Origin of the sequence: Enterocloster alcoholdehydrogenati, from assembly GCF_013282095.1 — a bacterium.
Taxonomy (GTDB): Bacteria; Bacillota; Clostridia; order Lachnospirales; family Lachnospiraceae; genus Enterocloster; species Enterocloster alcoholdehydrogenati.
The window spans coordinates 50,383-64,176 of record NZ_BLTJ01000012.1 but is presented as its reverse complement, the minus strand read 5'-3'; the positions used below and the strand labels follow the sequence as shown (position 1 = coordinate 64,176).

At 50.3% G+C, this 13,794-nt stretch carries 8 protein-coding genes, 2 tRNA genes and 1 pseudogene; 7 read left to right on the top strand and 4 right to left on the bottom strand.

The window, feature by feature from the left end; genetic code table 11:
- Positions 1 to 38 precede the first annotated feature (38 nt).
- The 4 genes and pseudogenes from tilS to HW447_RS13740 all read left to right on the top strand — a co-directional run.
- Positions 39 to 1,460, top strand: a pseudogene (tilS, locus tag HW447_RS18440) (tRNA lysidine(34) synthetase TilS); the annotation flags it as partial.
- 114 nt (positions 1,461 to 1,574) lie between these two features.
- A complete protein-coding gene (hpt, locus tag HW447_RS18435; RefSeq protein ID WP_176255768.1) occupies positions 1,575 to 2,105 on the top strand; it encodes a hypoxanthine phosphoribosyltransferase in 531 nt (176 codons plus the stop codon).
- A gap of 63 nt (positions 2,106 to 2,168) precedes the next feature.
- Complete coding sequence (gene ftsH / locus HW447_RS13745) at positions 2,169 to 3,995, top strand: ATP-dependent zinc metalloprotease FtsH (RefSeq protein WP_176255710.1); 1,827 nt, start codon at positions 2,169 to 2,171, stop codon at positions 3,993 to 3,995.
- A gap of 534 nt (positions 3,996 to 4,529) precedes the next feature.
- Positions 4,530 to 6,644: a glycoside hydrolase family 13 protein gene (locus HW447_RS13740; RefSeq protein ID WP_408609679.1), complete on the top strand. Its 2,115-nt coding sequence runs from the start codon at positions 4,530 to 4,532 to the stop codon at positions 6,642 to 6,644.
- Between the two features lie 72 nt (positions 6,645 to 6,716).
- On the opposite strand, the gene HW447_RS13735 is transcribed toward HW447_RS13740, so the two are convergent.
- On the bottom strand, positions 6,717 to 7,889 hold the full coding sequence (locus HW447_RS13735; protein ID WP_176255708.1) for a cellulase family glycosylhydrolase: 1,173 nt from the start codon (positions 7,887 to 7,889) through the stop codon (positions 6,717 to 6,719).
- A gap of 167 nt (positions 7,890 to 8,056) precedes the next feature.
- Between HW447_RS13735 and HW447_RS13730 the strand changes: the two genes are divergently transcribed.
- On the top strand, positions 8,057 to 8,764 hold the full coding sequence (locus tag HW447_RS13730; RefSeq protein ID WP_176255707.1) for a response regulator transcription factor: 708 nt from the start codon (positions 8,057 to 8,059) through the stop codon (positions 8,762 to 8,764).
- Positions 8,765 to 8,775: 11 nt separating this feature from the next.
- On the top strand, positions 8,776 to 10,200 hold the full coding sequence (locus HW447_RS13725; protein ID WP_176255706.1) for a sensor histidine kinase: 1,425 nt from the start codon (positions 8,776 to 8,778) through the stop codon (positions 10,198 to 10,200).
- Positions 10,201 to 10,369: 169 nt separating this feature from the next.
- Here the strand turns inward: HW447_RS13725 and HW447_RS13720 are convergent.
- The 3 genes from HW447_RS13720 to HW447_RS13710 form a co-directional block, all read right to left on the bottom strand.
- A tRNA-Leu gene (locus HW447_RS13720) sits at positions 10,370 to 10,455 on the bottom strand.
- 91 nt (positions 10,456 to 10,546) lie between these two features.
- A tRNA-Tyr gene (locus HW447_RS13715) sits at positions 10,547 to 10,628 on the bottom strand.
- Between the two features lie 72 nt (positions 10,629 to 10,700).
- The gene (locus HW447_RS13710; protein ID WP_176255705.1) at positions 10,701 to 11,549 is read right to left on the bottom strand and encodes a YitT family protein; all 849 of its coding nucleotides are present in this window, start codon (positions 11,547 to 11,549) and stop codon (positions 10,701 to 10,703) included.
- A 196-nt stretch (positions 11,550 to 11,745) separates the two neighbouring features.
- On the opposite strand from HW447_RS13710, the gene HW447_RS13705 reads away from it, so the two are divergent.
- Positions 11,746 to 13,794 (top strand): DHH family phosphoesterase, encoded by a 2,049-nt coding sequence (locus tag HW447_RS13705; protein WP_176255704.1) that lies wholly within the window; start codon positions 11,746 to 11,748, stop codon positions 13,792 to 13,794.

Here is a 13,794-nt window from a genome sequence, read left to right as displayed (position 1 = left end):
AGCCGTTATAGTTAGAGCGTATGGAAAAATGATTTTCAATGATATACCAGGAGCAAAAAGAAACCATGGACAAGCTGACATACAGGGTCAGAGAGACCATTGAGGAACATCATATGCTGGAGCCGGGAGACCGGGTCATCGCCGCTCTTTCAGGAGGGGCTGACTCTGTCTGTCTTCTGAGCATTTTGACCCGGCTTCGTGAAAGCCTGGGCATCCGCCTGCGGGCCGTCCATATCCACCATGGGCTGCGGGGGGACGAGGCGGACCGGGATGGCCGGTTTGCCGCACAGATCTGCAGAGAACTTTCGGTGCCCTTTTCACTGATAAAGGCAGATGTAAAGGGACTGGCGGCCAGAGAGGGGCTGTCGCAGGAGGAAGCGGGGCGGATCCTGCGGTATGAGTGCTTCCATGAACAAGGAAAGAAATGGGAAAACGAGGCGTCAGAGGGAACGGAGGAACCGGGGAAAAGAGCTGCCGTTAAAATTGCGGTGGCCCACCACAGCAATGATCAGGCGGAAACCATTCTTCACAACCTGTTTCGCGGCAGCGGCCTTGGGGGATTAAAAGGGATTCCCTATGTACGGGGGAACGTGATCCGGCCCCTTCTGGATGTGAGCCGGGAGGACATAGTAGCGTATTTGATGGAACGGGGGCTTTCATGGGTGGAGGATTCCACCAATCATACAGATCACTATACCCGCAACCGCATCCGGCTTGAGATTCTTCCCGCTGTGGAGGAAAAGGTCAATCCCGGCGCAGGGGCTAATGTGCTGCGGATGGGAAAGCTGGCCGGAATGGCGGATGCGTATCTGAAGGAACAGTCCGCAGCGTGGATTAAGAAATGGACCTGGCAGACGCCAGAGGATAGGACAGGCTGTAAGATAGGGCAGGCGGCGGATGCAAAAGCTTCCCGCGCCCATTGCGTCTTTCTTCCGGAAGCGGCCTTTCGGGCCGCAGCTCCTGTGCTGCAGCTGTACGTTGTGATGGAGCTTTTAAAGCATCTGGCCGGGTCTGCGAAGGATCTGGGGCTGATCCATGCAGAAGCAGCACAGGCGCTGTTTGACCGGCAGCCGGGACGCCGAATCGAGCTTCCCTACGGGCTGGGCGCTGTCCGGGAATATGGTGGGATCCTTCTGGGACGCCAAACGGCTATTTTCGGTCTGGCATTGGATCCGTCTCCTGTACTGTCCCCCGTTTTTACCGTATTTCCTTACAAAAAAGGCGCGCCAATTCCTAAAAATATGTATACGAAATGGTTTGACTGTGATAAAATAAAGGGTACGCCCGTCATCAGAACCAGACAGCCCGGAGACTATCTGGCTCTTTCGGAGGGAGTCCACAAGCCCCTGCGCAGATATATGATCGATGAAAAGATCCCATCCGGGCTCAGGGACAGGATCCCCCTTCTGGCAGACGGAAGTCATGTGATGTGGGTGATCGGATACCGCATCAGCAGTGATTATAAGATCAGCGCGCTTACAGAACACGTATTTCAGGCAGAGATCCCGGCAGGCGACAGGCCGGCACTGCCCCGGAAAAAAGAAGAATATGAAAAGAAAACGGAGGATAAGACGATGGCAGATAAGATCCGTGTATTGCTCACAGAGGAAGAAGTGGAGAAGAGGATCAATGAAGTGGCAGAGATCATTAACAGGGATTACCAGGGAAAGGAGATCCATTTGATCTGTATTTTAAAGGGAGGCGTATTCTTTACCTGTGAACTGGCAAAGAGGCTGACAGCGCCTGTATCCATGGATTTCATGTCTGTATCCAGCTACGGAGCAGGCACCGTATCCAGCGGTGTGGTGCGTATTATCAAGGATCTGGACGAGCCCCTGGAGGGAAAAAACGTCCTGATTGTTGAGGATATTATTGATTCCGGCCGCACCCTGGCGTACCTGATCGAGGTATTAAAACAGAGAGGGCCGGCAGATATCCGTCTGTGCACTCTGCTTGACAAGCCGGAACGCCGTGTAAAGAAGCAGGTAAAGGTGGATTACACCTGTTTCACCATTCCTGATGAGTTCGTAGTAGGCTATGGGCTGGATTATGACCAGAAATACAGAAACCTTCCCTATATCGGAGTGGTAGAGCAGGAAGGCTGAGGGGACAGTGCAGGGTTTCCTGCCGGGTACCGATTATTATATTTGACTTAAGGAGGCAGTTCGTTGAGACAGCAGCAGACATTCAGAGGATTTGTATTTCTCCTTATGATGCTGGTTCTTCTGGCTGTGGCGTTTAAATATACCGCTACGGCAAGAACAGAAGATAAGCTTACCCATGAGGAGTTTTTGCAGGTTCTCGACACACAGAAGGTAGAAGAGGCAGTAATCAGCCAGAACCCCCAGGCGCCCACCGGTGTTGTTACCCTTACGCTGGACGGCAACCGGGTGGCAAGACAGAATGTTTCCGATGTAAAGGAGGCAGAGCAGCTTCTAAAGGAGCACAATATTGACTATTCGCTGGAGGGCGTTCCCCAGGAAAGCACGATGCTGACCATTGTGATGCCGTTTATGCTTTCCATCGTTGTGGTTGTTGTGATCATTATGGTGATGAACCGCAGCGCATCCGGCGGCGGAGCCAATTCCAGGATGATGAATTTTGGCCGGAGCCGTGCAAGGCTCAGCCGTGACAGTAAGGTGAATTTCTCCCGAGTGGCTGGTTTGGAGGAGGAGAAGGAAGAGCTGGAAGAGGTGGTGGATTTCTTAAAGAATCCTCAGAAATACACCAGTGTGGGCGCAAGAATCCCCAAGGGACTTCTTCTTGTAGGCCCGCCCGGAACGGGTAAGACCCTCCTTGCAAAAGCAGTAGCCGGGGAAGCAGGTGTTCCGTTTTTCTCTATTTCCGGTTCTGATTTTGTGGAAATGTTCGTAGGCGTAGGCGCATCCCGTGTCCGTGACCTGTTTGAAGAGGCTAAGAAAAACGCTCCCTGTATCGTGTTTATCGATGAGATCGACGCAGTGGCGCGCCGAAGGGGAACCGGCATGGGCGGCGGCCATGATGAGAGGGAGCAGACCTTAAACCAGCTTCTGGTTGAGATGGACGGTTTTGGTGTTAATGAGGGCATCATCGTTATGGCCGCCACCAACCGGGTGGATATTCTGGATCCCGCCATTCTGCGTCCGGGCCGTTTTGACCGGAAGGTAGCTGTAGGGCGGCCGGATGTAAAGGGCCGTGAGGAGATTTTAAAGGTGCACTCCAAGGAAAAGCCTCTCAGCGAGGACGTGGATCTGCACCGGGTTGCTCAGACGACCTCCGGTTTTACGGGAGCGGATCTGGAAAACCTGATGAACGAGGCAGCCATTCTCTCCGCAAGGGAGAACCGCCGTTTTATCCGTCAGAATGATATCGACCGCGCCTTTGTGAAGGTAGGGATCGGCGCTGAGAAGAGGAGCAAGATCATTTCCGAAAAGGATAAGAAGATCACAGCCTACCATGAGGCGGGCCATGCTATCCTCTTCCATGTGCTGCCGGATGTGGGGCCGGTTCACACGGTTTCCATCATCCCTACCGGCGTAGGGGCCGCAGGCTATACCATGCCCCTTCCGGAGAAGGATGAGATGTTCAACACCAGGGGCCGTATGCTCCAGGACATTATGGTAGATCTGGGCGGACGGATCGCCGAGGAACTGATCTTTAAGGATGTAACCACCGGCGCGTCCCAGGATATCAAACAGGCCACTCAGCTTGCAAGAGCCATGGTAACTCAGTACGGTATGTCTGAGCGGGTAGGTATGATTCAGTATGGCAGCGATGATGATGAGGTATTTATTGGCCGTGATCTGGCGCATACCAAGTCCTATGGCAATGAGATGGCAGATGTGATTGATGAGGAGGTAAAACGGATCGTAGATGAATGCTATGCCAAGGCAAAGGAGATAATCTGCGGTCATGAGGATGTGCTTCATTCCTGTGCGGCCCTTCTGATTGAGAAGGAAAAGATCGGCCAGGAAGAGTTTGAAGCATTATTTGCACAGAAGGAAGTTACTGTGTAGACGCCTGATTGTTATCTGCTGCGGTGAGAACTGTTTAAAAAGCGCCGTCTGCAGGCGGGAGATGAAGAATTCTCCTGTCTGTGGGCGGTATTTTTGTGCCGGCAGCGGTCACAGACGCCGCGTGACAGACAAAAATCTCAGGGTGCGTTTTTCTGTAAGCAAAAAAACGGGGGGAGAATGGAAATTTAAAAACACGATTGTTATTTTGACAGCAAAATGGGCTTAAAAAAGTGTATATTTGTGCACACTTTTTCTGGCGCCTGTGCTATTATAATAGACGTAACCCCCCCAATACATTATATAGTTTTTGCTACACCCCATAAGAAACGAAATACCTTCTCCTGAAAAGCCTGGCTACCCCGCCAGGCTTTTCGCATACTTCCCGTTAAGGCACGGTTGAGATTAACATCAAATGTTTTTCTTGTGTATTTAAAGCAATTCAGATAAAATGGTAATAATGGCAACAAAGGTTTTGGACAGTAAACAGCATAAAAAGGTAAGGAAACCATTGTGGGAGAGAATATAAAAGATCAGATGAACCAGGACGCGCTGTTTTCCGCAGAAACGGAGGACTACCGCAGCCCCATGGAGCCGGAGGCCGGCCAGGAGGTCTGTCTGCGGATGCGAACTGCAAAGGATGATGCAGACCATGTTTATTATATAGAGGGCGAAAATGAGGTTCCAATGGAAAAGACAGCCTCAGATGAATACTTTGACTATTATGAGCACAGGATCACAGCGTCTGCGGATCAGGTGCTTTATCATTTTAAAGTACAAAAGGGACAGGAAATATGCCTGTATAACCGCCTGGGTTCTGGAGGAGATGGCCGGCCGGAGTTTGATTTTAAGATCACTCCGGGCTTTCACACGCCGGACTGGGCTAAGGGGGCGGTGATGTACCAGATTTTTACAGATCGTTTTTGCAACGGAGATCCCGACAATGATGTAGAGTCTGGGGAGTATGTTTACATCGGAGAGCCTGTGTGTCGTGTGACGGACTGGAGAAAAAATCCTTCTGCCATGGATGTAGGCTGTTTTTATGGAGGAGATCTGCAGGGCGTTTGGGATAAGCTGGATTACATTCAGAGCCTTGGGGTAGAGGCCATTTATCTGAATCCTGTGTTTGTATCTCCCTCCAACCACAAATACGACTGCCAGGACTACGAGCATATCGATCCCCATTTTGGCCGGATTGTCAGGGACGGCGGTTCTCTGGTAGATCCAAACAGTACGGACAACAGACAGGCAGAGCGCTATGTGGTTCGGACGGCTGACAGGGAAAATCTGGAAGCAAGCGACGCGCTGTTTGCAGAGCTGGTAAAAGAAATCCACAGCCGGGGGATGAAGGTGATCCTGGACGGTGTGTTTAATCACTGCGGCTCCTTTAATAAGTGGCTGGATGCGGAAGAGATCTATGAGCGTTCTGGCGGCTATGAGCCGGGAGCCTATATTTCCAAGGACAGTCCTTACCACAGCTTTTTTCAGTTTCATGATGACAGCGACGGCGCCTGGCCGGGCAATAAGACCTATGACGGCTGGTGGGGCCACGATACACTGCCGAAACTGAACTATGAAGGATCTGAAAAGCTGGTGCGCTACATTTTAAATGTGGCCCGGAAATGGATCTCTCCGCCCTATAGCGTGGACGGCTGGCGTCTGGATGTGGCTGCGGATCTGGGCCACACGGCGGAGTACAATCATGAATTCTGGCAGATGTTTCGCCATGCGGTAAAGGAGATCAACCCTGAGGCGCTGATCATGGCGGAGCACTACGGAGACCCTTCTGGCTGGCTTCAGGGCGATCAGTGGGACTCTATTATGAATTATGACGCGTTTATGGAGCCGGTAACCTGGTTTCTGACCGGAATGGAAAAACACAGCGATGGCTGCAATGAAGCTCTTTATGGGGATGGAGCGGCCTTTTTTGATGCTATGAGCTACCATATGAGCCGTATGCAGACTAATACGATCCTCACAGCCATGAATCAGCTCTCCAATCACGACCATTCCCGTTTCCTTACCCGCACCAACCAGATGGTGGGACGGATCGGCAGCATGGGGGCGGAACGTGCCTCGGAGAACGTGAAAAAATCCGTGCTCCGGGAAGCTGTAGTCATCCAGATGACCTGGCCCGGTGCGCCCACCCTGTATTACGGAGATGAGGCCGGTGTCTGCGGATGGACGGACCCGGACAGCAGGAGGACGTATCCCTGGGGGAGAGAGGATCTGGAACTGATTGAGTTCCACCGATATATGGCGGGCCTTCATAAGCAGAACCCTGCTTTGAAAAAAGGGGCGGTGAAGCCTTTGTATGCAGGATACCAGCAGATCGCTTATGGAAGGATGTGCGGGCGGTATCAGACGGTAACCGTTATTTCCAACCTCCCGGAACCAGCAAAGATGGAGATACCGGTATGGCAGCTTGGCATTACCGATGATATGATTCTGGGACGGCCCATTTTGACTACAGAAGAGGGATATAATGCAGGAATTGTATTCTACCGGGCAGAAAATGGAATGCTGAAGGTGACGATGCCCTCATGCAGCGGAGCGGTATTTGTATCACGGCCGGAGGAGTTTTATCCAGTGATGGAATCGCGGTTTGCTGGAGAAGATGGGGATAGGGTGACAGAGACGGCAAATGAGTAAAAAACAGGGATCGAAAGAACATTGAAACAGATGTACTTTCGATCCTCTTTTTAGCTGTAATATCGGCCCGCCCTACCGCCCGGAAAAAATAGCCGCAGCAACCGGCTGCATATCGCTGATCCACTCCTGCTGTTTCGCATCATAATACTTGGTATCGGCGTTTACCGCAAAGGGAATGTGGGCGGCAGTCAGCGCAGATGTCATGTATGAGGCAAAGGCAGTCTGCTCTTCTGCGGAATAGGAATTTCCCTTATTATAATTTCCTGGCATCCAGGCACCGACCCATGTAGGGACTCCCGTCTGCGCCTGCCAGCTGAGAGCGGCATTGATTTTATCCGTAATCAGCTTCTTTTCCTCATCGGTTCCGGTAGTCCACTTTTTCTTTTCATTCACTTTATCCGGCCCGGAGGCGTAGAAATGCCATTCAGCCATTAAATAGCCATTGTGGGCAGAAGGGATTTTTAATTCGTGAAGATAGTATGGGTCGGAACGAAGCCTTGGGGAGATGATGACGATTCGGGAGGGATTGGTCTGCCGGATAGCGGAAACGGTCTGCTCATAAAGCTGATTTAAAGCCTCTGGAAGCTGGTTGACCGCATCGGAAGCTTCGATCATCAGATCAAAGGCCAGCAGGTGGGAGCTGTCTTGATAATGCTCTGCCATAGCTGTCCACCATGCGGTGACGTGATCCATGGTTTCCTGGCAGGGATTTTCTTTGAACGCATGGGCCTGATATGCCAGAATAGGGATGATTCCGTTGTTCAGGCAGTCATTGATCTGCTGATCCAAAGAGGCGAGAAGTTCAGCAGAAATATCATCTTTAACGCGGATCCTGACATGGCTGACGCCGGCCGCCTTAAAATCCTTTACCATCTGCTCACTGTAGGACGCGGTCTGTTTTGGAAATTCAGACCATGTGACATCCAGGCCTTTTCCCAGCATAGACTGATAAAACCATGGGGAAACAGCCTGATCTCCGCTTTTTCCCAGCGGTTCGATCCATGCGCCGTCAGAGCCCACCACATATCCGTCGGGCGTCATAGTACTAGATTTCATATACCCGTCTGGGCCAAAATAATACCACCGCGAATCACTGTCCTGATACCAGGTATTTTTCATATGATCTCCACTGTCAGTTTTGTATTTCCATCCGTTCTGATCCTGCTGCCATTGGCCGGCATAGGAGGAGAAAGAAAGGGCAAGCTGTATTGCGGCGAGACATACGGCAAATGTTCGTTTTTTCATGTGAGTAACCTCCCTGTTTAAGATGTTTTTATTGTACAGAATACGGCCCGGTTGTTTCAAGAAGTTTTATGTGGCAGAAATGTGGCAGAGGTTTACGATTTTATGACAGCATGATATGCTTAGTAAAGAGAATGTGAATAGTTACTGTGGAAATTAAGGAGAACGGTATGCAGAAACTGATCTATATAGCGGATGATGAGGAAAATATCCGTCTTATGATGCAGACTTTTTTAGAAAGCGAGGGATATTTGGTTCGGACATTTGAGAATGGGAGAGGGATCCGGCAGGCTGCTGCAAAGAAAAAGCCGGATATGATCATTCTGGACATTATGATGCCTGGAGAGGACGGGCTTAGTCTGTGCACTTTTTTTCGGAAGGAGAGCGGGATTCCCATCATTATCGTATCGGCAAAGGACAGTCCTTTGGATCGGGTAACGGGATTTACTCTGGGAGGAGATGACTATATAACCAAGCCGTTTCTGCCATTGGAGTTTCTGGCAAGAGTAAAGGCCCTGTTTCGCAGAGTGGAGCTGTCATCCAGAGAGGGCACGGTTTCCAGAGAAGGGTTTCAGTGTGGAAATCTCTCGCTGTATCCGGGTGAAAGGCGCGTTATGGTAGGGGATGAGGCGTTTCCGGCAACGCGGACAGAATTTGATTTTCTACAGTATTTGATGGAACGGAAGGAAATGGCAGTTTCAAAAGAAGAAATTCTGAAATATGTATGGCAATGCTGCTGTGCAAAGGAGGAGCAGAGGATGCCGGACGATCTGATGAAACGCCTTAGAAAAAAGCTGAAAAACGCTCAGTCCACCGCAAGGGTAGAAACGGTTTGGGGATACGGATACCGGCTGACAGAGCGGCAGCAGAAAATCTGAAAGGAGCATTGATGGGAAAGCATATTCATACGCGGATTTTTCTGCTGGTTCTGGCGGTCATCCTGTTTTTGACGTTGGGAGCCGGGCTGATTTTTTCGGCATCATCTGCAAGATATGTGGAATACGCTGCCCGGCGGGATGGAGAAGCTATGATTTCCATGGTGGAAAAGATCGTGAAAGATATGTGCTGGAAAGAAACGGGTCGGCAGTCTGCAAAGGAAGAACGGGAAGGTTCCAAAAGGATCCTTCAAAAGGTAAAGGAAACCATTAAAGAGGAGGCTTTTGATGGGAAACTTCTGGTTTTTAACTCAAAGTATCGCCTGGTTTACCCGGAAACATATGAGGAGGGAGAGCTTCCCGATGCATTGACACAGCGCTGCCAGGAAATATTAAAGCAGGGCGGGAATGTGAGGCCTGAAAGAGTGCAGATAGAAAATAAGTCATGGAATTTGCAATGTTTCACGCTGGATACGGTCCATTCTGTCCGAGCAAAGTATTTTATTGCAGCAGTGCCTGCGCCGGACATGGATATTTTCTGGGACGCGGTCCGACAGCTTATGTGGGGGGTCCTGACCGCTGCGGCAGCTGCTGCATCCGTACTGGCCTGGCTGATTTCAAAGAGCATTTCCAGGCCGCTGCAAAAGCTCTGCAGTCAGATTCAAATGGCGGGAGAGGGGCGCAGCGCACAGATCAACGAGATCTATTCGCTTTCGGAGCTGGAAACCCTGAAACGGTCTTATAATCAGATGGAGAGCAAAATAAGAGAAAAAGAAGAAGAAAAAAAGCGTTTTTTTCAAAATGTTTCCCATGACCTGAAAACGCCTCTGGCTTCCATTACCGGCTACGCCCAGGGGATTTCCTGCGGCATCATAGAGGACGGGCAAAAGGCGGCAGGAATTATTCTGACAGAAAGTATTCGTATGACAGAGCTGGTGGAGAGTATTCTGTCACTGACAAAAATGGACAATCAGGAACTGGAGCTGCATATTACAGAGGTGGATCTGGTTGAATTTGTGGATGAGTGTCTGGAGGCGCTGCGGGGGATCAGGATATCGTGCGAGCTTTGCCTTGCGTGTGAGGAACAGGAGTTGCCGATAGAGACAGATCCAAAACTTCTGGAGCGGATTCTTCAGAATATAATTTCCAACTCATTCCGCTACGCAGAAACAACGATTGCGATTCGTCTGAAAGACACGAGCGATGGGGTGTTGATTCTCGTAGAGGACGATGGCCCAGGATTTGACAAAGAGGATCTGCCTCATATATTTGAGCGTTTTTATAAAGGAAAGGGAGGAAAAACGGGGATCGGACTTTCGGTGGTGTGGGCGGGAATTTGCTATTTGGGCGGAACAGTGGAAGCGGGAAATCGGAACCCTCCCTCAAAGGGCGCGTATTACTGTATACGGCTTCCGAAAACATTCAGGCGGGAGGAATGACGGCATATATCAATTTGCACAGAAATATGCGTATGTCAGCCAGCTTGCAGCACATACTTCCGTACAAATTGCCGCAAGGCTGAACCGTTACGGAAAATCAGGCCGTCGACCAGGAGAAAGCCGGAGCATAAAAAAACTCCTGTCTCTCAACGAGACAGGAGTTTTTCAGTGCCGCAGACCGGAATCGAACCGGTACGGGTATCACTACCCACGGGATTTTAAGTCCCGGGCGTCTGCCAGTTCCGCCACTGCGGCTTTCTCTGAAAATTTAGTGCATACCTGTGCTGAAAACAAGGGTCTTTACACGCTCGGCGCTGATATTCTTAAGCTTATTTTGGTATGCAAATGGGCGAAGGTGGATTCGAACCACCGAAGGCAGTGCCAGCAGATTTACAGTCTGTCCCCTTTGGCCACTCGGGAATTCGCCCATGCTTTGTTTGATAAGCAGTGATTATAATACCATAAGTACATGGAAAAATCAATAGGGAGAGCGAAAAAAATTATCTCTTTTGTTTTGGGCGGCAGATGACCTCGCTGACCGTATAGACAGTGACAAAGGCGGAGGGATCTGTTTTCAAAAGGTAGGACATCAGGAGGGAGTATTCGTTTTTGTCCACAATGGTAATGATCTCGGTTCTGGGCTGGTCATTATACGCTCCCCGGCCCTCATATAGGGTCGCTCCGCTGTGAAGGCGGTTAAGAATAAAGTCCCGGATTTCGGCCTCCTTTTCCGAAATGATACAGACCCGTTTTTTCAGGTTCAGCCCGAATATAAAATGATCCAGCACGATTCCGTTTAAATAGGTGCCCAAAAGGCTTAAAACCACCAGCTTTTTATCATAGAACAGGATGGAGGACAGAGCCACGCACATACCGGGAAGCGCCATAGCCTTTCCCATATCCATGTGCAGATATTTATTCAGCAGCTTTGCTATGATGTCCAGCCCGCCGGAGGAAGCGTTTTCACGGAACAGGATTGCAAGCCCGATGCTCACGGTAAAAATATAGCAGACCATATCCAGGAAAGGATCGCCGTTAATGGATGAAAAATCTGGAAAATAAATCTCAAAGACTCTTAAAAACAGAGGGAGCAGCAGGGAGGTATAAACGGTCTTTGCGCCGAAGTCTTTGCCGATCAGAAGAAAACCTGCGATCAGCAAAATCCCGTTCAGTATAAAGGTAATGACGGACATATGAAGGGGGATGACATTTCCCAGGATCATTGCCAGGCCGGATATGCTTCCCACCGACACCTGGCTGGGGAGAAGGAAGAAAAATACGGCTGCAGAAACGATCAGTGTGGCGAAGGTGATGATAAAACATTCTCTGATAAACTCTGACTTTTTCATATGGAAACTCCTGATTTCTTAAAATGTTTTGTATTACCATCCATACTATATTAGATTCTCCCGGCTGTGTAAACCATTTTTTAAATTCACAGGGGACATTTGCCAAAATCCGTTTTTTCATGGACGAATCCCCCTTGATATGGTATAATCCATAAGATAGGCGTATTCCATTTTCGGATACGATTGGAGGAAAGATATGAAAGATAAAGGAAAGATGCGGTGGACCTTTCGCGTATATCTGCAATGGCCGCTGTATTTGACAGTCTTCATGATCCTGCTGACGGCTGCTGTGGGGGCGGTATCGTTTACGGCGGGGCTCATTGTTTCGGCTTTTACTCTTGTCTACATTGGAATCGCGCTGTGGCTTTACATCTCCAGAAAAAGGGGGATCCTGGCAGGTCTGATTGCATTTTCAGAAAGCTATGATCAGAGCAGGCAGGGGATCTTAAGGGAAATGCTGGTTCCCTACGCGGTAGCGGACCGAACCGGCCGCCTTTTGTGGATGAACCGGGAGTTTGAGTCCATTTTGGAAGAGGATAAGACGGTTCCGCCAAGCCTGACGGCGCTGTTTCCGGAGATTACGAAGGAAATGCTGTCCACAGGCGGGGAGACGGTAAGCATCCACAGCTCTTTTTCCGAGAGGAATTACCGGGTGGACCTGCGGGAGCTTGTGATGGATCCGCTGGCTCAGGCTGCGGCGGATAACGGACTGGAGCCCGGCGAGAGCCGAATTACGGCGGTTTATCTCATTGACGAGACACAGACATTAAAATATAAGCAGCAGATCAATGACCAGAAGCTGGTGGCAGGTCTGATCTACCTTGACAACTATGAAGAAGCGCTTGAAAGCGTGGAGGAAGTGCGCCGCTCACTGCTTACGGCCCTCATCGACCGTAAGATCAGCAAATACATTTCTTCCATGAACGGCATTGTAAAGAAGATCGAGAAGGACAAGTATTTCTTCGTGATCCGCCAGCAGTATATGATTCAGATGCAGGAATCCCGTTTCCCCATTTTAGAGGATGTAAAGACGGTCAATATTGGAAATGAAATGGCTGTCACCTTAAGCATCGGAATCGGAATGAACGGGGAAAGCTACGCTCAGAACTATGAGTATGCCCGAACCTCTATTGATATGGCCCTGGGCCGGGGCGGCGACCAGGCGGTAGTGAAGGATCTGGATAAGATCCAGTATTACGGCGGCAAGGCTCAGCAGATGGAAAAGACCACCCGCGTAAAGGCACGCGTGAAAGCCCATGCCCTGCGGGAACTGATGGAAAATAAGGACCGCCTGCTGATTATGGGACATCGTCTGACAGATATTGATGCCTTCGGCGCTGCCATCGGCATTTACCGTATTGCCGCGTCCATGAATAAAAAGGCAAATATCGTGCTTAACGAGGTTACCTCCTCTGTGCGTCCTATGATGGAGCGGTTTCTGGATAATGCGGAGTATCCCGACGATATGTTTCTTAAGGGTTCAAAAGCCGCTGAACTGGTGGATTCCGGTACGATGCTGGTAGTAGTGGATGTGAACCGCCCAAGCATCACGGACGAGCCGTCCCTGCTGCGTCTGGTACGCACCATTGTTGTGCTGGATCACCACAGAACCAGCAACGAGATTATCGACAATGCAGTGCTTTCCTATGTGGAACCATATGCTTCCTCTGCCTGTGAAATGGTTGCAGAGGTGCTTCAGTACATTGCTGACGGCATTAAGGTACGCCCGGCGGAGGCAGACGCCATGTACGCGGGTATTGTGATTGATACCCAGAACTTCACCAACCAGACCGGCGTGCGCACCTTTGAGGCGGCGGCGTTCTTAAGGAGAAGCGGGGCAGATATTACCAGAGTACGCAAGCTGTTCAGGGAAAATATGAAGGATTATCAGGCTAAGGCTGAGGCTGTCCGGGCGGCGGAAGTTTATATGGAGGCCTTTGCCATCAGCGTATGCCCGGCAGAAGGACTGGACAGCCCCACAATTACCGGAGCGCAGGCGGCCAATGAGCTTTTGGAGATCAAGGGCATCAAGGCATCGGTGGTGCTGACAGCTTATAACAATACCATTTATTTCAGCGCCCGTTCCATTGACGAGGTTAATGTGCAGGTGATGATGGAGAAGCTGGGCGGCGGCGGCCACAGGACCATTGCAGGAGCCCAGATTCAGGGAATTTCTGTCGAAGAGGCCAAAAACCGCTTAAAAGAGGTGATCCGCCAGATGATGGACGAGGGCGATGTCTCATAG

Excerpts from the sequence above, each read along its gene's own strand:
- hpt (WP_176255768.1), top strand. The coding sequence starts at position 1,575 with ATGGCAGATAAGATCCGTGTATTGCTCACAGAGGAAGAAGTGGAGAAG.
- HW447_RS13740 (WP_408609679.1), top strand. The coding sequence starts at position 4,530 with ATGAACCAGGACGCGCTGTTTTCCGCAGAAACGGAGGACTACCGCAGC.
- HW447_RS13735 (WP_176255708.1), bottom strand. The coding sequence starts at position 7,889 with ATGAAAAAACGAACATTTGCCGTATGTCTCGCCGCAATACAGCTTGCC.
- HW447_RS13730 (WP_176255707.1), top strand. The coding sequence starts at position 8,057 with ATGCAGAAACTGATCTATATAGCGGATGATGAGGAAAATATCCGTCTT.
- HW447_RS13725 (WP_176255706.1), top strand. The coding sequence starts at position 8,776 with ATGGGAAAGCATATTCATACGCGGATTTTTCTGCTGGTTCTGGCGGTC.
- HW447_RS13710 (WP_176255705.1), bottom strand. The coding sequence starts at position 11,549 with ATGAAAAAGTCAGAGTTTATCAGAGAATGTTTTATCATCACCTTCGCC.
- HW447_RS13705 (WP_176255704.1), top strand. The coding sequence starts at position 11,746 with ATGAAAGATAAAGGAAAGATGCGGTGGACCTTTCGCGTATATCTGCAA.